At 38.4% G+C, this 17,711-nt stretch carries 22 protein-coding genes and 1 pseudogene; 3 read left to right on the top strand and 20 right to left on the bottom strand.

Going from position 1 to position 17,711, the window contains the following annotated elements; translation table 11 throughout:
• Window positions 1-57: 57 nt before the first annotated feature.
• The 14 genes from G5A70_RS00115 to G5A70_RS00050 form a co-directional block, all read right to left on the bottom strand.
• Window positions 58-207 carry an SHOCT domain-containing protein gene (locus tag G5A70_RS00115; RefSeq protein ID WP_173747099.1) on the bottom strand — a complete coding sequence of 50 codons (150 nt, stop codon included), beginning with the start codon at window positions 205-207 and terminating at the stop codon, window positions 58-60.
• Window positions 208-594: 387 nt separating this feature from the next.
• The gene (locus tag G5A70_RS00110) at window positions 595-846 is read right to left on the bottom strand and encodes a helix-turn-helix domain-containing protein (RefSeq protein ID WP_044924637.1); all 252 of its coding nucleotides are present in this window, start codon (window positions 844-846) and stop codon (window positions 595-597) included.
• A complete protein-coding gene (locus G5A70_RS00105; RefSeq protein WP_117801565.1) occupies window positions 818-1,270 on the bottom strand; it encodes a sigma factor-like helix-turn-helix DNA-binding protein in 453 nt (150 codons plus the stop codon). The genes G5A70_RS00110 and G5A70_RS00105 overlap by 29 nt, the downstream gene beginning before the upstream one ends.
• Before the next feature lie 171 nt (window positions 1,271-1,441).
• Window positions 1,442-1,990 (bottom strand): accessory gene regulator B family protein, encoded by a 549-nt coding sequence (locus G5A70_RS16185; protein ID WP_226853456.1) that lies wholly within the window; start codon window positions 1,988-1,990, stop codon window positions 1,442-1,444.
• Between the two features lie 67 nt (window positions 1,991-2,057).
• Window positions 2,058-3,095 (bottom strand): hypothetical protein, encoded by a 1,038-nt coding sequence (locus G5A70_RS00095; RefSeq protein ID WP_173747098.1) that lies wholly within the window; start codon window positions 3,093-3,095, stop codon window positions 2,058-2,060.
• Between the two features lie 21 nt (window positions 3,096-3,116).
• Window positions 3,117-3,803 (bottom strand): ABC transporter ATP-binding protein, encoded by a 687-nt coding sequence (locus tag G5A70_RS00090; protein ID WP_173747097.1) that lies wholly within the window; start codon window positions 3,801-3,803, stop codon window positions 3,117-3,119.
• Window positions 3,804-3,818: 15 nt separating this feature from the next.
• Window positions 3,819-4,679: a hypothetical protein gene (locus tag G5A70_RS00085; RefSeq protein WP_173747096.1), complete on the bottom strand. Its 861-nt coding sequence runs from the start codon at window positions 4,677-4,679 to the stop codon at window positions 3,819-3,821.
• Window positions 4,680-4,689: 10 nt separating this feature from the next.
• Window positions 4,690-5,493 carry a hypothetical protein gene (locus tag G5A70_RS00080; RefSeq protein ID WP_173747095.1) on the bottom strand — a complete coding sequence of 268 codons (804 nt, stop codon included), beginning with the start codon at window positions 5,491-5,493 and terminating at the stop codon, window positions 4,690-4,692.
• Window positions 5,494-5,771: 278 nt separating this feature from the next.
• Window positions 5,772-6,278 carry a hypothetical protein gene (locus tag G5A70_RS00075; protein WP_173747094.1) on the bottom strand — a complete coding sequence of 169 codons (507 nt, stop codon included), beginning with the start codon at window positions 6,276-6,278 and terminating at the stop codon, window positions 5,772-5,774.
• Between the two features lie 312 nt (window positions 6,279-6,590).
• Window positions 6,591-6,911, bottom strand: coding sequence for a TfoX/Sxy family protein (locus tag G5A70_RS00070; RefSeq protein ID WP_004612621.1), 321 nt, complete (start codon window positions 6,909-6,911; stop codon window positions 6,591-6,593).
• Window positions 6,912-6,937: 26 nt separating this feature from the next.
• Window positions 6,938-7,333: an SRPBCC family protein gene (locus G5A70_RS00065; protein ID WP_173747093.1), complete on the bottom strand. Its 396-nt coding sequence runs from the start codon at window positions 7,331-7,333 to the stop codon at window positions 6,938-6,940.
• A gap of 83 nt (window positions 7,334-7,416) precedes the next feature.
• Window positions 7,417-7,911 (bottom strand): trimethoprim-resistant dihydrofolate reductase DfrF, encoded by a 495-nt coding sequence (gene dfrF / locus G5A70_RS00060; RefSeq protein WP_002322211.1) that lies wholly within the window; start codon window positions 7,909-7,911, stop codon window positions 7,417-7,419.
• Window positions 7,912-8,139: 228 nt separating this feature from the next.
• The gene (locus tag G5A70_RS00055; RefSeq protein ID WP_021419815.1) at window positions 8,140-9,438 is read right to left on the bottom strand and encodes a tyrosine-type recombinase/integrase; all 1,299 of its coding nucleotides are present in this window, start codon (window positions 9,436-9,438) and stop codon (window positions 8,140-8,142) included.
• Window positions 9,439-9,561: 123 nt separating this feature from the next.
• Window positions 9,562-10,212: a helix-turn-helix domain-containing protein gene (locus G5A70_RS00050; RefSeq protein WP_021419814.1), complete on the bottom strand. Its 651-nt coding sequence runs from the start codon at window positions 10,210-10,212 to the stop codon at window positions 9,562-9,564.
• Between the two features lie 181 nt (window positions 10,213-10,393).
• Here G5A70_RS00050 and G5A70_RS00045 point away from each other — a divergent pair, with 181 nt between their 5' ends.
• Window positions 10,394-10,609, top strand: coding sequence for a helix-turn-helix domain-containing protein (locus G5A70_RS00045; RefSeq protein WP_009288849.1), 216 nt, complete (start codon window positions 10,394-10,396; stop codon window positions 10,607-10,609).
• Between the two features lie 256 nt (window positions 10,610-10,865).
• Window positions 10,866-12,296: a MobA/MobL family protein gene (locus G5A70_RS00040; protein ID WP_021419813.1), complete on the top strand. Its 1,431-nt coding sequence runs from the start codon at window positions 10,866-10,868 to the stop codon at window positions 12,294-12,296.
• Window positions 12,297-12,421: 125 nt separating this feature from the next.
• Here the strand turns inward: G5A70_RS00040 and G5A70_RS15590 are convergent, their stop codons facing one another.
• From G5A70_RS15590 to G5A70_RS00010, 6 genes are all read right to left on the bottom strand, one after another.
• Window positions 12,422-12,562: a hypothetical protein gene (locus tag G5A70_RS15590; RefSeq protein ID WP_198097251.1), complete on the bottom strand. Its 141-nt coding sequence runs from the start codon at window positions 12,560-12,562 to the stop codon at window positions 12,422-12,424.
• A gap of 113 nt (window positions 12,563-12,675) precedes the next feature.
• On the bottom strand, window positions 12,676-13,902 hold the full coding sequence (mef(A), locus tag G5A70_RS00030) for a macrolide efflux MFS transporter Mef(A) (RefSeq protein ID WP_009288847.1): 1,227 nt from the start codon (window positions 13,900-13,902) through the stop codon (window positions 12,676-12,678).
• Between the two features lie 365 nt (window positions 13,903-14,267).
• Window positions 14,268-14,429 carry a hypothetical protein gene (locus G5A70_RS00025; protein WP_153903692.1) on the bottom strand — a complete coding sequence of 54 codons (162 nt, stop codon included), beginning with the start codon at window positions 14,427-14,429 and terminating at the stop codon, window positions 14,268-14,270.
• A 4-nt stretch (window positions 14,430-14,433) separates the two neighbouring features.
• Entirely contained in the window at window positions 14,434-14,811 is a 378-nt protein-coding gene (locus G5A70_RS00020) for a TnpV protein (RefSeq protein WP_021419811.1), read from the bottom strand.
• A gap of 467 nt (window positions 14,812-15,278) precedes the next feature.
• Window positions 15,279-15,758, bottom strand: a complete 480-nt coding sequence (locus G5A70_RS00015; RefSeq protein WP_002322212.1) for an MGMT family protein — start codon at window positions 15,756-15,758, stop codon at window positions 15,279-15,281.
• 310 nt (window positions 15,759-16,068) lie between these two features.
• Window positions 16,069-16,740 carry a helix-turn-helix domain-containing protein gene (locus G5A70_RS00010; protein ID WP_002322214.1) on the bottom strand — a complete coding sequence of 224 codons (672 nt, stop codon included), beginning with the start codon at window positions 16,738-16,740 and terminating at the stop codon, window positions 16,069-16,071.
• A 547-nt stretch (window positions 16,741-17,287) separates the two neighbouring features.
• Here G5A70_RS00010 and G5A70_RS00005 point away from each other — a divergent pair.
• Window positions 17,288-17,711 (top strand): annotated as a pseudogene (locus tag G5A70_RS00005) (replication initiation factor domain-containing protein); the annotation flags it as partial.

The raw sequence follows: 17,711 nt of genomic DNA, 5'->3' as shown, positions 1-17,711 counted from the left end.
TCTTTTTGTGTTCCCACCATAGTGTTGATATAATTTTACAACGCAACAGTCTAATAGTCAAGCGGTAATATTAGAGATTACACCATAATCTTTTTTTAATTTTTTCTCTATTAACTGATATTCTGCTTCATTGATAAGTTTTAATGACTTGAGCTGTTTTAACATTGACAACTGCATACTATATCTCAATAATTTTGTACTATTCATTTTCCCTTCCTTACTTATTTTATGGATAATCCCACAGGTAGCCATCGGGTAACGGCTTCATTGGTATTTCACCATCTTTCCAGACCGGGCAGCTTTCCCGGAAGTATCATTATCAGAAACAGTATCTTCGCCACAAAAGTCCCACTTCCTGATCACAGTCAAATATTTACCGCTCGTGCCTTTACTTCAATATCATTTTAATATTTCTTCGTTTACAGCATTTCCACTTTGCGTCACGATGTCGCAAGGTTATAATGCAGACAGTCTTGGCGTATTTGCTGCACAGCTCCTCTGTTTCATACGTCCTGCAGGATAAATATTAAATTTTCAAGGTACAAACAACGCTAAATAACTTTTCCAGCAGAAAGGGATGCTCTTAAATGTTTTTTAGCGAACTATTTTAAATCCAATAATTGTTTTTATCAATTTTGTTTCCAGACGTCTGCGAAGTGTTTCATCTACACAATAATGAACGCAGCCATACTCATCATACATTTTTCTGACCGATAATTTTGCAATATATCCCTCATAATGTTTCAGAATTTTATTTATCGCCTGAATGTCACCCTCCAATGCTCTTTCGATTACCCAAAACGGTATCAATTTTTTATTATTTACGCTTTTTTCTTCCGTTTTCACCTGCATTTTCCTCCAGCATAATCTTTAATATTTCAAGCGATCGTGTACGATGCTCATGTACCGTACTTCTTACAAGGTTCAGTTTTCTTGCTATATCTGCATCATTCATTTCCATAAAGTATGACAAAAGAATAATGTCCCTTTTTCTCTCTGTCAGTGCAGTTAATGCTTCTGCCAATAGAGCATTTTTTACCTCTACATCATAACCACCTGCCCGAAAATAGCTTTTTTCCAATTCATATTCATCAAATATAGAAAGGCTCTCCATCTCTTGTTCGGATAATTCTGAAAACAAAGTTTCATGTTTTCTAAGATAGGCTAAATGTCTTTCATAATCCACTATTTCGCCCTTTAATGCCAATTTACATTTTCGATCAAACTGGTGCATTACCGTTTTTTCATCATAGGAAGAAGATTGCTCCATAGAGTTCACCTCCTCCCCGACCATGAGATATGAGCAAAGGTCTTTTTCCCTTTCACTCTTATCCCGTTTGAACAATGCGTTTTGTTCGGATCTGAAAGAAAATTTCTTAAAAATGACATAAAAAAACGTCCTCATAGGTCAAACCTACCGGACGTTTTTAATTTATATTTTTCACAAAACGAATACTCGCTTCCTGTACTTCCATTTTCCTGCCAATACAGATATTCCTACTATCAAAACTGTGTATATAATTGAATCTCTTAAAACCATAATTCGCAGAGCTATACTTATTGCAAGCAAGAAGCTGTACCCCAAAATTAATTGCCTCGATCTTTTTGCATAGAACCTACTATCGGCTTTTGACAATGGATGTATCGGATTATCTACAGGAGAAAACAGAACAATTACACAAATGAAGCATAAATAAATAATAAACATACTATCCAACGAAATCACATTGATTTTTCTTACTAGCATTGCAATATTCACGATTCCTACAGAAATCATACAGCATTTTATTTCTGTATCAGCATGATAACCGCCCGCATACGGGCGCAAAAAATATATTTCTAAAAAGACCAAGATACTAAAACAAAATTCATGCCACAAAACACCTGATATTACAATTGCAAAAAAATTTAATAGTATCCAAAAAAGCTGATTTAAACCATATTGTATAATTTCCTTTTCGTTCTGATTTTCACATATTTGGTTTGATATTTTCCTGCTCCACTCACCTATCCTTCAATTTTCTCCTACAGAATCTCTCTCTTTAATCATATTAACCCTACATTAAATATATCTCTTTACCTGTTTCAGCATTAACCAGCATGACGTATTTTTGAGAATTATTATCATTTACTTCCAAATACCAGATTGGTTCTGCCGTATATTGCTGATCTTCATTTATGTATGCACGCTCATAAAATTTTGCCCGAGTCACTGTATAAGTAGCTTCATCTAATAAGTTTTCATACTTTGTTTCTACCGTTGCTGCGATTTCGTCAAAACCTTTTAACGATACATTTTCCCCATCTTCCTGGAAATTATAAAGACCATACACTCGCAGGCTTTCTATCCCCCGTGTAGAACAAACAGCAACCACTGGACTGGACTCTGGCGTATCATATGCAAGCGCCTGTGCCATAACCGATAATTCAGGATACACAGGAATCCCACTTACTGTCTGCCTTGCATATACGATACATACATCATCCTCGTTTGTCCACTCAGGCTTTCGTTTACTCTCTTCCAGCAATCCTTCAGCAACATATTGGTTTTCAATTTCCCGAAGTATATCCGCGCTCAAAGAAGAAGTCTGAAAAACTAAATTTTCTACTGCATATCCGGCATTTTCAAGAGTTTCTTTTACTTTTTGTACAGCATCCTGATCGTTTACAATAGATTCTGTCGCAGAAGTAAACTTCTCCATATTCTCCGTATTAGTCACCCCTATTTGAGCATAATAAGCCGATTTTTCCGTTGATACTCCAAACTCCATTCCAATCCCTACATTTGTACCATCCGCTAAAACATAATAGTTTTCTTCCGGATATAAATCACTGGCAGGAGTATTATGCTTGTCAAGAATTTCTTTTCCTTCTACAAAATTTGCATATGCCTTTTCACTATCCACAAAATGCACACTTTCCAAAATAAATTTGGGAATCTCTTTTCCGTTCCAATTCTCCGGAACTTCTAACTCACACTGAAACCTAACTTTACCGGATTCGGATTCCTTTTCATACGTCTGCGCATACGCATTTTGAGTCAGCATAATAAGCGATAAAGCACATATACCTGAAATCATTATGTCTTTTCTCATTTTTCTGCTCTCACTTACAAATCACGGTGTATAACGTCCTTCTACATGTAAACTGCCTACACTTGCTTTGCTGATTACCCCTCCCTCCATCTCATAAACCTCGTCGCAAAGAATCTCTATATCCTCCCGGTTATGACTGGCCAGGATAATCAGCTTATTTTCTTCTTTCATTTTTAACAGAAGCTCCCTGATCTCTCTTACCCCGTTTTTGTCCAGACCATTCATAGGTTCATCCAGAATCAAAATTCCCGGATCTTCCATGATGGCCTGTGCAAGAGCAAGTCTCTGGCGCATACCCAGTGAATACTTTCCAACCGGTCGCTTCAATGCAGGATCTAAACCAACCTTTCTCAGAACAGAGCAGAGATAATCTTTATTCTTTTTGTTTCGCAAAGTATAAAGAAATTCCAGATTATGATAGCCACTCCAGGTCCTTAAAAACCCGGGTTCTTCAATAATAATCCCCGCATCAGTCAGCATATCCTTATCTTTTCCCATTACTTTACCGTTAACGGTTATCGTTCCCTCATCGCAGGAGAGAAAACCGCAAATAGATTTAAACAAAACAGTTTTTCCAGAACCGTTGTGTCCTACAAGACCATATATTTTACCACTTTCACATGAAAGAGAAACATCCTTTAAAACCTTGTTATCTTTAAAGCTTTTACTTACATGAGATACTTCAATTACATAATCCTGTCTGTCCATATATTTCACTCCTCGCTATATATCCTCATTTTCCCAGTTAAATTCTATTTTTTTTACTTTTATTAAAATAATGACCGTCATACACAAAATCCCTGCTATTAAAAACCCGAACATATAAGGTATAGATGGCAGCCAATAGTAACCATAATCCGGGGTTGCAATCCTTGCCAGTTCAGCCCATATCGTCGGGATAAAAAAGGCCAGTTTATGACGTATCATGGAATGTATATTCAGCACAGGAAATAGAGCGATTGCCAGGGCAAGACCACCTGCAACTGCAGCAATCTTATTCAAAAACAAACTTAACAGGAACATCAGAACCCCTATAAATGTACAGACACAGGCACAAAGAAGAATCTCCAGCCCTATAAGCTGTAATGGCGAAAATTCAGAGAAAATCTCGTAATAAATAAACACAGAACTATCAAACTGGGTAAGAGCCCTTGTCGTTGCTGCCGTTCTCAGCAGCTTTCCCCATTCATTGCTCCATTCAATGTCCGGTAAAAGAGGGAGTATTGTGCAGATGACTGCCACAACAGTAAGAACAATGGAACGGATAAAAATCCCTCCTATCTGCCCTAATGCCCAACACTTTCTTCCTACACGAATTGCATGATACATATTCATATGCTGCATAAAAGGCACATCCGTGTTCACATAAATTACTCCAAACCAAAACATAATCAAATAAGAAAAACTACACATTGCAAATGGAAATACACACCACGAGGATGGGTAGTCCACTGCAACCGAAAACTGTCGGATAGCCCCCACATATGTCCGGCTGACTGCAATCATCAATATTGTAAAAACTGCCATTTTGCTATTGATAATTTTCATCATAGAACTTTTCCAGGTATACTGTAATAACTTCATGTTCCCACCTCTACAATCTGTTTTTTATTTTTTTGTAGATACCCCAGGTAAACAACGCTGAAAAACATAAACTGCAACCGAGAGCAGTAAGAAAGTACTGTATATCCGTCGAAAACCGATTCAAGGTCGGATATATCAGCATTGCATTGAACCAGCCTTTTCCACTGTATTCCATTAATATCTGTTGTATTAAAACAGGTGTGATTAATACGAGCATTTTATTAGAAACAAACATAGACAGAAATGAAGCCGCCAATGACAAGACCCCTGCAAGCATTCCCATTTGCAATGCGAATAAAACAACATAAGGCCAGTAGTGTTCTCCGGCAATCAGGGAACCGTACATTCCTTCCATAAAAAAAGCATCCTGTAATCCCTCTGAAGTCCAAGGTATCTTTAACCGTATAGACGCAACAAACAGAAGACTTCCCAAAACCATAGTGATCACGGACGATCCATAAACAACCACTGCCTTGGATACCACATATTTCCATGTATTTCCTCTGTTAATGCTATATCTGGCATATTTATGCTCCAGATCCTCACAAAGCACAGTTGCATAAGAAAATGCACAAAAAGCATAGGCAATCATGATTCCGGACATACTAACAGCGAAATGGTATGTATCTAGCGCATTTCCATTTACCATTTCCTCAGTAAACGCATAATCTTCAAGGGAAAACCACATGGATACTGCAACACCCACAATGGCTAAATATATTGGATAATTTTTTATCAGACGACGGATATCCGTCTTTAAATAATGTGCTCTATTCATCCATTTCTCTCCTTTTGTAAACAGCTCTTTTGCCACAAAAAAATATATATACAAATACCTGTAGCAAAGCTACTTACATTTATCAGGAATAACATCCTTTTTTTTGTTTCTCTTTCTTTTTAATCAGCTCTTTGCTTGTTTCGAGAATTGTATCCAATTTGTCATAAGGTATCTTCATGTCTCTGATTTTTTTATATATTTCTCTTTCACACTCATTCGGGGCATTTTCTATACATTTATTAAGCCTTCTTCGTTCTTCTATAATCGAATAAGGAATTGTGGATCTATTCATAAAACATCCCTTTCGCTAATTTTTATTGCAAGAATATTTCCTTTCCTGTTTCCGCATTAATTAATGTTACAGATTTACTTATATTATTTTCGACTACTTCAAAATACCAGATAGGATCTGCCTTATATTTTTGTCCCTCATCCAGATATACCCTCTCATAGAATTTTGCTCTCGTCACTTCATAATCCGCATCGTTTAAAATATTCTCAAATTTTTCCTCAACCACAGCAGCAATATCCTCGAAAGGCTTCAGTAAAACTTGTTGTTTTCCCTTTTCAAATTCATAAACGCCGCTGATGCCCAGCGTTTCTATTCCCCGGGTAGAATATATTGCCTGAATCGGGGCATTATCCGGAGTATCATATGCCATAACTCTGGCAATACTCATCATTTCATGAAAAACTGGAATATCTTCATATTTTTGATACGCATAAATAAAATACGCATCATCTTCCTGACTCCAACTTTCCTTTCTTTTTTCTTCTGTTAAATAATCTCCCTGTAAATATTGTTCTTCCAGATTTTTCATTGTCTGGAAACTCAATGGGTAACAGGCAAATATAAAGTCTTCTGAATGGTATCCCAATTCATCTATTATTTTATATAAATTTTATATCTAATTTTCGATTATCCGCATAAACACTATACTTTCAAGTATTTTGAAGTATAGAAAAAACTCATTTTACCACGAATTTACCACGATTGAATGAGCCTTGATATGACCTATAAAATAACACCCAAAAGACATCATTACACCTAAATGGTGTCTTTTTAAAAAGCAGTCAATCCTAAAACTAACTGCTTTGTGTATATGGATATGAAATTGTAAACTAGAAGCTGTTTATTTTTTCTTTTTAGGTTTTGGCGTTGGTAGTTCATCATACATCACATCAAATAACCCCGTCAGAAAATCTTTATTATCAACTTCTTCCACCAATAACATTTCTTTGGCGTTTTCGTATGGAATTTCATAAGTAACTGTCGGCATATAAGAAATTGCAGACTTTGTTGGTTTTACAAGTAACCTATCATCATATATACCGCCAACGATTTTTCCACGATAATAAATAATAAATTCTCCCATCATTGCACGATATGTTATTTCTTGTAATTCTGATAATTGTTCTAAAACAAATTGTAAATAATCTTTACTTGAAGCCATTTCCAACCCTCCAATCTTGAATTTTATTATTCCAATGCTTTCTTTAAGTCCAGAACAAATTGCTTTTGTTGTTTTTTCAAATAGGTTTTTACAAAAGGTTTCATAAACCACTTTTTATGTATCACATTTTCTGTAAAGTCTATTTGTGTTTCATTCCCTTTGTCTATAAAAACACCAATCCAATGACCTTTCATGTTGCTATTCTCCATATCAAATTCCCAGCGTTTATATGGTTCTGCAACGGTAACGGTAAATGTAGTAGCATATCCATTTTTTGTGTATTCAATAAATTGTTTGTCATTTATTATTTCTGTTTTGCTCAAATCACTTCGCCATGAGTTATATTTATCAACAGCTAAAACAATGTTCCAAACTTTTTGAATATCATTACTAATAATTGTATTTATATTTGAAATTGCCACTTTTTCATTTCCCCTTTTCAAACTGGAATTTGTCTTACAACAATTTATATATGCATAAAAAGCAATATATTTATGAAAACACCCTAAATCCAAAATCTACTCAATTCATTTTTCCTTACATAAAATGTTCTCGTATATTTCACTTCCTCACCAAGTGTTTCCCCTATCAAAACTTCAAAATCATTGATATCAAATTCTGGAAAGAATGTATCTCCATCTTCAATATTTAAATCTACTTCTGTGATATACATTTTATCTACTATTTGCAAAGCTTCCTTAAATAGTCCATATCCACCAGATATGTATACATCTCGTCCTTTAGCCAATAATAATGCATCTTCTAATGATTTAACTGAAACTAAATTATCTCCTTGATACTCTGTTGTGGTGGAAACAACAATATTCATTCTATTAGGCAACGGATGACCGATTTCTTCATAAGACTTTCGCCCCATAATAACCACATTACCCGTTGTTAACTCTCTAAATTGCTTTTGTTCTCCCTTTATTTTCCATGGTATATTACCATTCTTGCCTATAACATTATTCTTTGACCTCGCAACAATCAAACCTATCATCTATTTCATCCTCCATAATATGATGTCGTACCTGTGATTCCATCAAGTGCACCACATCTTAACAAACTCAAAATTATCTCGAACTAACCAGCTCGACAAATTCATGTTTATCTATTTAATCCTCCGAAACCCTTGTGTTTTCAAGGAAAATCGGCATTTTAATGTTCGTTCCTTATGTATTTTCCCTTGTTTTTGCCCTTATGAGCCGAAACAAGGGAAACTTTTTGTTTAGGCTTCCCCGACCACCTTATCAAGCAGTCTTGCGGAAGTTCGTTTCGCTTCCCTTTTAGAGTGAGCGTAGATGTTCATTGTGGTACTTACGTCAGAGTGCCCGAGCAGTTCCTGCACATCTTTCGGTGCTGCACCATTGGAGAGCAGATTGCTGGTAAATGTGTGTCTCAGCATATGAAAATGGAAATCTTCAAATCCTTCCAGTTTCTTTTTTGCCGACCTTGTCATAACACCAACCGTACTCGGTGACTCGTATGCTCCGTCAGGTCTAAGGCAGACAAAGGATATTTCCTTGTATCCGTCTGGCACTTCATCCGTTCTCGGCAGGCTGTAGACTTCATAGTAAGTACGGTCTTTCTCCTTGACCTCTTTATAGTAATTGAGGCGGTAGAGTTCGCCATACTTGAAGCGGCTCTTGTGCTGTTCCGTCTTTGCCTTTCTGAGAATGTCCGCCAGAGTGTCGCAGAAGTCCACGGTGCGGACTTTCTTGCGTTTGGTAGCACCTATCTCTGTCTTGTGCCTTTGCCCGTTGTATCGCATACTGCGTCGTACTGTGAGGTACTGTCCGTCAAGGTTGATGTCCTGCCAAGTCAATGCACACGCTTCTCCGATACGAAGCCCTGTGTAATAGGCTATCTGCATCGGGAGCAATGCAGGATTGTCTTTCTTTTTCAGAAAGTCCTCCAACATTAAAAACTGCTGATGGTCAATGGTAGGAGCATTATCAACTTCTCCGTCCTCGTCTGCAAACAGTTCATATTCCTCTTTCTTTCCCCTCCATACCACATACTGCATAGGATTAAAGGAAATCAGTTTCTTTGGGAATACCGCAAATCGGAACGCTCCCTGCAATACCGCTGAGAACAGTCTCAGATACCCTTTGCTAAGTGCCTTTGCTGTTGTCCCGTCAGGGTTTTGTCCTCCGAAAGTGAGAAAGTCCATAAATGCCTGTAAATGTTCCGCAGTGACCGTTTTCAGCTTTCTGTCGCCGATAGGATATTTCTTTATCCTGTTCACTGTTCCCATATACGCCATCACTGTACCGTTGCTCAAATTGCCGGGTTTCAGTTCTTCCTCCACCCACATATCAAGCAGCATACCTACTGTGGTGTTCTCAGGCTTTGCCACGAACTTCTTCGCTTCGTAGTCCTCCATTGCCTTGCGGAGCAGACTCTCTGTTTCAGATTTGCTTTCTGTGCCTGCAAACTCACGCTGTACCATCTTTCCGCTTTCATCTTCTACATAGAAGCGGTAGTACCATTTCTTGCCCTTTTTTCTTACAGATCCTTTTGCCATTGATAAATAGTCTCCTTTCTATCCGTGGCAACCGGAACTGTGACGTATGGTGTGCGTAAAGTAAATAGTGTCACATCCGCCGATTGTTTCATCGGCTTTTTTCATTGTCAAAGAGCCACGGAATTATTCTTTTTCGGCAAGCCTTGCTTCGGCTTCCGCTACTATCCCGAAAAGGTCACCCATCTTTACAGCGGTGCGTCCTTCATCGTAGATATGTAAAATTCCGTCTAAGAATCGTTTCATATCCTCAATCGGTGCTTCCATCTCTTTATGGTAAACTCGCTCTGTAATCGCTCCTGATTCAATCGCATATCTGCGGAGAGACTGTTTCAGTCCTTCATCTTCTGCCACACGGTCAACCTCTGCCATAGCGTCGGAGAAGTGGTAGCAGAGAACGGAATATAAATCAATCATCTTTCCGAGAAATGTGGTAAGGAGCTGTTGGTGCGGTTCGCCATTCACAACCGTAGACACAGTATCAATGTACTTCTTGATATGTTCTTCCAAATCTTTTTCACAGAGCGTTCTGCTGTCATATTCCTTATCCTCTGAAAGACCTGTGAGCCATTCAGGAGTGGTAAGCAGTGCTTCTGCCAGTCCATTGATAATCATTGTTCTTTTTGGGTCTACGCCGTCTGCTTCGTATCTCTGTATCGTAGACTTGTTCACTCCGATACGCTTGCCAAGCTCCGGCATCGTAAGATTCAATTCTGTTCGACGTTCTTTCACTCGTTCACCGACCTGTTTTGCGGTGAATGTAATTTCTTTTTTCAAGGTTTACACCTCCTATCGAAACCAAGTATACCACACCAAAACCTATTTTGCAACTCTTTTTCTGATAAAAATTAAAAAATATCTTTAATGGGTTGTAAAATGAGTTGACAAGAAATAGCAAAATAAGTATAATGATAATTGCAAAGTTGCAAAATGAGTATTTTGAAAGGAGAGATGTACAATGACAGCAATTAAAATGGGTTTAACTATCGAAGAAGCAGCGGAATGTACGGGTATCGGTAGGAACACAATGCGAAAACTGGTGGACTGGGGCAAGCTGCCTGTTTTGAAAGTCGGACGAAAGACCATTATCCGCAGGGATACGCTGGAGCGTTTTATGACGGTCAATCAGGGCAGGAACTTACTCAATCCAAGTGATGTACGAAAAGTGGAATGACCGTTCTCCAAAGCCCTCGGCGTTTGAGAGCGAAATACACCCCTCGCACAAATCTGCGATTTGTACTCTGGGTATTTCGCCCCTGCGGGGAGCCTGTATCACAGCTTCGGACACCACCACCTCAGCTATGATACAGAGGAAATTGCACCGCAATTTCCATTGCTGTCCCACCAATCACCGATGGCTGTGACAGCCGCACCCGACAAGTCGGTTGCGTAATGAGTACGGTATTCTCAGCGAAGAAAGGAGCAAAAGGTTGGCAAGACATTCGTTCATTCAGATGTCGAAGCTGCCCAATGTCAAGGGAAGAATCTCATATATCACGAGCCACGCCAAACAGGAAAACCTTTATGCCACCTATCGTACCGCCGACAATACCTTTTGGAAAAATCTCGCCAGGGAAAGTCAGCAGGAGTTCCAGAGAAGCGGAACAACAGGAAAGTGTATCGAAGCAAGGGAGCTAATCATTGCCCTGCCGGAGATTTACACCACCTTTGACCCTCAGCAGGTGCTTGAAGAATTTACGGATAAGTTCCGACAGCAGTACGGAGTGGAATGTGTATCGGCTCTGCACCACAACAAACGCAAGACCAATTACCACATTCATCTCATATTCAGCGAAAGGAAACTGCTTCCAGAACCTGACATCAAGATTGCCACCAGAAGCGTATTTTATGACGAAACAGGAAAAAGGGTACGAACCAAGAAAGAAATCACAGACGAAAACGGTCAAATCCGAAAAGGCTGTACCGTTATCAAAAAGGGGGATGTTTACGAAAGCCATTTATTCAAAACCAAAGATGAGCGTTTCAAAAGTGAAGCGTTCATAGCAGAAGCAAAAGAAGTTTACACGGAACTTATCAATTCCCACATTTCAGATCCCGAGCAACGACTGAAAGTGTTTGATAAGAACAGCGTGTATCTCCCCACAAAAAAGATAGGCAAGAACAACCCCAAAGCTGCCGAAATCGAAGCGGACAACACGGCAAGGCAGGAATGGAACAGAACAGCAGATTTGGCTCTTGTATCGGGCATTGAAGAAACAAAGATACTGGAAATCAAGCAGACCGAAATCCACGATAAAGCCGGTCAGTCCATCCGTGAAAATGGTTGGCTTCCAAACCTATTCAGAAGTATCGTAGGCAAGGCAAAGGAATTTCTGCAAGCCATCATCCGTGAAAAGGATATGCCACCCAAGCCAGTCCTTGATATGGATATGGACGAGTTCCGCACAATGCAGACCCTTATGCTAAAGGTACAGAAGCAGGCGAAAGCAATCAAGAAGATACAGGAGATCACACTCCCGAATCTGCGACAGCAGCTTGCTGAAACAACGGGTATCTTCAAGGGCAAGGAACGCAAGGCTCTGGAAAAACAGATACAGCAGACCGAATCCGAGCTTAAAGAAAAACTGGATAAACTCCCCGATATTCTAAAAGATGACGGTTATCCTGATGTACAGGCATTTATGAAAACTTACCGCAAAGCAGAGGCTATTATCACACAGTATAACCAAGACCTTGCAGAATGGGAGCAGACAGTTAAGAACGGACAGAAACCTGCCGAGAAACAGCACAGACCGCCCGAAAGACAAAGTGTGCGTAACAGGCTCAGACAGCTTCAGGAAGAGAGTAAACAGAGTTCTCAGTCGAAGCAGAGAAAGAAATCCCAAGGCAGGGACAGATAATCACGACATAGGAAATCAACACCGCAGGGCAACCTGCCTTGCGGTCTTACATATATATCAGAGCATAAGAAAACACCCTGCAAGATTTTTTCGTCTTGCAGGGTGTTTTCTTATGCAATCCAAACTCAACAGAAACCTGAAAGTTTTCTACGCATCGCTTTTCTATTTTGGGTGGAATTTGTTAACGAAACTAATTCATCTATATCTAAACAAGTGCGTCCTTTAAATTCCACACGAATGTCTTTTGCTTTTAATATCAATTCCATAACATTTTCCTCCTGTCTATAATCGCATGTTTTCATTTGCTTGTACGCAGGGAAAACCCTGCGATTTTAGCAGGAAAAATTACATGAAAATTAAATACATAAAAATGGCCCTCCTATGAATTTTGTTTTAAATCTAATTTTCTAATCTCAGTTATCATTGGGCAAACTATTGCAATGCAAATAATTAAAATACCTGATAGTAAAAACCAATGATTTACACCGATTCTATCAGCAAAGAATCCAGAAAGAATTAACCCAATTGGCATAGCAAGAGACATGATACTTCCAGTTAAAGAAAATACACGTCCTAAATATTCAGGCTTAATTTTCTCCTGAAAAAGAGCTGTTTGCACACCGCTGTAAAACGGAACCGAAAGCCCCATTATTGCACAGCAGACTACAAATATGAAAAATCCACTTTGGGGAAGTAATCCTGAAATGGTTAAGCTTATCCCCATCATAAAAATGGATGCCGTTATTAATAAGATTCGCTTTTGGTAATTCCCAAATAACCCTAATAATAGACCCCCTATCAACATACCAGAGGCATAAGCAATCTCCGTAATAGAAATATGCATCGGTGTACCATTAAAATATTCCATAGTGATTAAAGGATATAATGCATTTATGGGCATATAAACAAACATATATAATGTTCCAACGAGTAATAAAGCAAATAATCCTTTATTTTGCCGTAGTACAGCCATTCCTTCTTTCATTTCTCGTATGAAATTTGGTTTCAAACTTTGCACTTGATCACCCAGCTTAGGAATACGTACAATTGCTACCGTAATAGATGCAATCACAGCACCCAATACATCGATGGCAATAATAGCATTTAGTTCCCAAACGGAGTATAAGAGTGCTGCAACCGCCGGACTAACAATATAGCTTATAGACTGCAAAGACTGACTATAGCCTGCACATTTCGTAAGCTGTTCTTCTGGTACTAAAAGTGGTGTAACCGCATTGAGAGCCGGGGTGTGAAAAGCTGTTCCAATGCTACGGATAAACAATACTACCATAACCATCCAGATAGGTAGCTCCATATACAATGCAACAATAGCAAGCACTGCCCCAGCTGCTGCGATAATTAAATCAGCACCAATCATTATCTTCTTCCTATCATGACGATCCACTAATACACCAATAGCTGGTCCAAAGACCGCATAGGGTAAAAAACCTACTAGTGAAGCCATAGACAAGACCATCGCAGATCCTGTTTTCTCTGTAAGGTAAAAAATGATCGCCATTTGCAGGATGGCACTAGTGATTAATGATACTGCCTGCCCTGCCCATATTGTATAAAACTTAAGTTTCCAATTGTTGTATTTTTCCATTTATATTATCTCCTGCATATTATTTTGCTTGAATTTCTATTTTGAACAGCATTCTAGGCAATAAAAAATGCAAGCCAAAATCCACAATGTGGCTTTTGGTCTGCATACATACAATTTGGAAACATTCATATTAAAGACATAGTTAAATAAAGGTATAGTTAAATAACTTATATCTCACCGTAACTAATGAATGCTCAATATCGTATAAATAAGCACAACAAAAAAGCCTATCATCGGGGATAGATTCTGCTTTTTTTATTGCCAGCTTATCTTAAACGCATTGATGCTGTCATAGTTTCGGTTCCTCCTAAACTCTTATTTGTATCAGCATATATTTTAACACAATAAGTTGTTTTAAGCAACGTTTAAAATTGAAAAAAGCCACGGACAGCGATAGCAAAATACGCAATACCGTCAATGGTCTCGATGAACAGTGCAAGCACTGCCATTGACGGTATTTCTTTATTTTGCTTATGAGCAGACAAGGGCAGTAAGCCAAAAGCTGGCTTACCGCCCCAATCACTCATTCTGTTATGCGTAGATAATCTCGCTGTAAATGATTTCTCTAACTCTGGACTGAATTTCATTCATTTTCTGTACCCACAGCATAGCATTATCTGCTTTCAGTTGCTCGGTCACATTTTCCTGCTCTGCAATTTGCTTTGTCAGCAGGAGCAAACGCTCCTGTGCCTGTCTGTCAATATCTGCAAGGTAGGAGTTTAGTGTACCCTCAATCAGCATTGTGGTATAGAGGAACTGCTTATGCTCCTTTAGATACTGCTTGTGGCGCTGTCCCCACAAACCGATAGGCTGTGTTTCTTCTTCGGAAAGTATCAGACAAGGGATATAATAATCTCCCTGCAATTCATACCATAAACCGTTGCTTTCATCAAAAATGTACTTGTCCATATAATAAATCCTCCAGTATAATATATTCGCACATACGTCACAGTTCTCCGATTGCCACATTCTCTTATATCTTGTTATCAGATTTTCTTGCCCTTGTGTTTGCCCTTATCAGCTTCCAAGGGAAGAATAAACGTAAGTGAAATCGTATAATAAGTTAAGGTGAGCATTTTGCGATAAACCCTTTATTTTCAAGGCTTTCGGAGGATTTTATTAAAACCCTGTGAGGGTTAATAACCACTTATAAAAATGTGGTTTTCAAATTCATGTTTGTCGCTTTCTTCATATCCACATTATATCATTTTCATATCTGCACCACAATAAAATTTTATGCACCGATAATCTTACTGAACAGCTCTAACAAACACCATTTCATCACTCCAATCTGAAATTTAGGTATGAAAAAAGCAGTCAATCCTAAGACTAACTGCTTTGTGTATAGAGATATGAAATTGTGAAATAGAATTTGCCTATTTCAAATCAAAAAGAGAATTTTCATAGTCCTTTACATAGTATCGTATATTTTTACGCCCCTTTTGAATAATGGTATGTCCCTCTGCTTCTAATTTTTCTTTCTGTGCTTCAATACCATTTGGATATTTAGCATTTAATTCTCCGTTTGCTTTTAATGTTCTCCAATAGGGTGTTTCATCTTCGGAACGCTGATAACTCGCCCACGCTACAATAGAAACAAATATACCCGCTGTAATCGGCTCTGTAAAATCTGCACCACTCAATTTTGCAAAGTGTTCTCGTATTTTTCCAACCGTAATCACTTTACCATACGGAACTTTTTTCATTACTTTGTCATAGTCAATCGGGGGAGCAAAATACATTTTGTTTCCACCATATTTCTCAATACTTTTCTGGTCTATGATAATTTGAAATTTTGGCATATCCTTACTATCATGCAACATAGCATTAAAATCTTTTTTATCTTCATTTGCCATTTGTGCCACCTCCTACTTTAAGGATAGTCTGTTTCTTATTTCCATGCAATGAGGCTGTTTGAAAATTATTAACACTTTCAAATTTGTCGCTTTCTTCATATCCATATTATAACAGTTCCATATATCCGCCACAATAAAAATCAGCATACCCTTAGCATTTATGGAACAAAAATGCACACTTTTTCTTTCTTCCTCTTGATTACCCCACAACAGAAAAGAAAAAGCCCTGTCAAGAGCCTTGCCACCATTGGTGGTGCTTTGCACTCTTTACTGGGCTTTTTGTTTGCTGTATCTTCCATGCAAGAGGAAATTAAAGACCTCTGTTCCATTTCGCCTTTAGATAATCTTCATAGTCTGCTTCATTGAAGTCTACTTGTGGAGAAGTGTCGGGAATGTTGTTTCTGTTGTCTATATCCGCAAGCTGACGAAATATCCAATCATCATAAGGGTCATGGTATTTATACTCTTTGGGCTGTTCTCTGTATCGGTCTAACCCTCGCATTTCCTTATGTACTTTTATCATGCGTTCCAGTTTTTGACGCTGTATCAACTGCTTGATTTCCATAAGTTCTTCCAACTCCGTAACCTCATTGGTAATGTAGTTATGGATATACTGTATGAGTTTATATGCCTTGTAAAATGTGCATTCTTTTTCATCATCGAAAAATTCATTTTCAGACAGGTAATCTAAGGAAACATTGAAGTCCTGTTCCCGTTTGATAATATCCATGATATAGGGCTCGGTGTGGTCAATATACTTCCATTCTCCCGACAATAATTCATTGGGTGTTACTCCCAGCACGTCCATTATCTTTTCCAGCGTATCAAAGGTAGGATAATTCACGCCACGTTCAATCTTGGAAAGGCTCTGCATATTGATACCGATTTTGTCCGCAAGTTCCTGTTGTTTCATTCCTCTATGCTTTCTTATGGTCTGTATGTTCTCTCCTAAGAAACTGATTTTCTTTTCGTAATGCTCCATGACTTAGTATAAACACTCCTTTCATTGCTTTTCTTGGTATTTATAAGCATATCATACTTAATATATATCTAAAAGTCAACAAAAACTTCTTGACAAGTAATTCTAATGGCGTTATTATCGTATCAGATAGAGTGATTAAGCACGCTAGGGTCAATCACACGCTTGAGTAAGCATAGAAAAGATGTATTTTCATTTTGATAGCATGAATAAGCATAGACTATCAGACCGAAAATAAGGTTTCTGACTGGGGCTGTTCCGTTTAGCCACGAGCCTTACAAGGCTCGTGAGCGTTAAGAACGGATCAGACACAGGAAGAAAGGGAACGCCTTTAGGCGTTCATAAAGGGCGTATATGTAACACCGCCCTGCGCATACATGTCATAGTACCTAGAAACTGTGATAAATAAAGGAAAAAACACGATTTTTACCCCGCAAAAAAACGGGAAGTACGAAAGGAGTAATGCACTATAACTACACACAAAAATTTATCCGTTAAGATTGATTACATCAGTATTGTATTCGATACTGCAACCGCCGAAGATGTCATCATGCACATTTTAGGTTTACCGACTGATATTTTCAATGTCTATCCGGCAAGCATTAAATTCAAGACTTATCAAGCACGCTGGCAGATTGGAGATATTTATGTATCGGGGGACGCAAGAAAGACAGAGGACAACCCACAAGGGCTAGGCTGTTATCTTGTTATGACTGGCAGAGGTTGTGATGATATTTTCCGTATTCTCGACAGTAGGAATTATACCTTTGGAGATATGTTCAAACATTGTGAGCGAAGATATGGACTGGATAACTTCCATTTCACTAGACTGGATATTGCCATTGATGATAAGAACGAAAAGCCATTTTTTACCATAGAGCAGATAAAGAAGAAATGCGAAAAAGAGGAATTTATCTCGAATAGTGAGGGCTACCACTTTGACGAAAGCAAGTTTGATGATTTCGACACCGCAA

It is taken from the genome of Blautia hansenii, assembly GCF_013304445.1.
Classification (GTDB): Bacteria; Bacillota; Clostridia; order Lachnospirales; family Lachnospiraceae; genus Blautia.
Note: the sequence above shows the minus strand (reverse complement) of the source record. Positions and strands in the feature narration are given on the sequence as shown.

Bases quoted from the DNA above. Each gene is read 5' to 3' on its own strand.
- G5A70_RS00070 (WP_004612621.1), bottom strand. From the start codon at position 6,911: ATGGCTTCAAGTAAAGATTATTTACAATTTGTTTTAGAACAATTATCA.
- G5A70_RS00020 (WP_021419811.1), bottom strand. From the start codon at position 14,811: ATGGACAAGTACATTTTTGATGAAAGCAACGGTTTATGGTATGAATTG.
- G5A70_RS00045 (WP_009288849.1), top strand. From the start codon at position 10,394: ATGACAGCAATTAAAATGGGTTTAACTATCGAAGAAGCAGCGGAATGT.
- G5A70_RS00010 (WP_002322214.1), bottom strand. From the start codon at position 16,740: ATGGAGCATTACGAAAAGAAAATCAGTTTCTTAGGAGAGAACATACAG.
- G5A70_RS00015 (WP_002322212.1), bottom strand. From the start codon at position 15,758: ATGGCAAATGAAGATAAAAAAGATTTTAATGCTATGTTGCATGATAGT.
- G5A70_RS15590 (WP_198097251.1), bottom strand. From the start codon at position 12,562: ATGGAATTGATATTAAAAGCAAAAGACATTCGTGTGGAATTTAAAGGA.
- dfrF (WP_002322211.1), bottom strand. From the start codon at position 7,911: ATGATAGGTTTGATTGTTGCGAGGTCAAAGAATAATGTTATAGGCAAG.
- G5A70_RS00105 (WP_117801565.1), bottom strand. From the start codon at position 1,270: ATGGAGCAATCTTCTTCCTATGATGAAAAAACGGTAATGCACCAGTTT.
- G5A70_RS00095 (WP_173747098.1), bottom strand. From the start codon at position 3,095: ATGAGAAAAGACATAATGATTTCAGGTATATGTGCTTTATCGCTTATT.
- G5A70_RS00085 (WP_173747096.1), bottom strand. From the start codon at position 4,679: ATGAAGTTATTACAGTATACCTGGAAAAGTTCTATGATGAAAATTATC.
- G5A70_RS00090 (WP_173747097.1), bottom strand. From the start codon at position 3,803: ATGGACAGACAGGATTATGTAATTGAAGTATCTCATGTAAGTAAAAGC.
- G5A70_RS00075 (WP_173747094.1), bottom strand. From the start codon at position 6,278: ATGAAAAATCTGGAAGAACAATATTTACAGGGAGATTATTTAACAGAA.
- G5A70_RS00115 (WP_173747099.1), bottom strand. From the start codon at position 207: ATGAATAGTACAAAATTATTGAGATATAGTATGCAGTTGTCAATGTTA.
- G5A70_RS00025 (WP_153903692.1), bottom strand. From the start codon at position 14,429: ATGAGTGATTGGGGCGGTAAGCCAGCTTTTGGCTTACTGCCCTTGTCT.
- G5A70_RS00055 (WP_021419815.1), bottom strand. From the start codon at position 9,438: ATGGCAAAAGGATCTGTAAGAAAAAAGGGCAAGAAATGGTACTACCGC.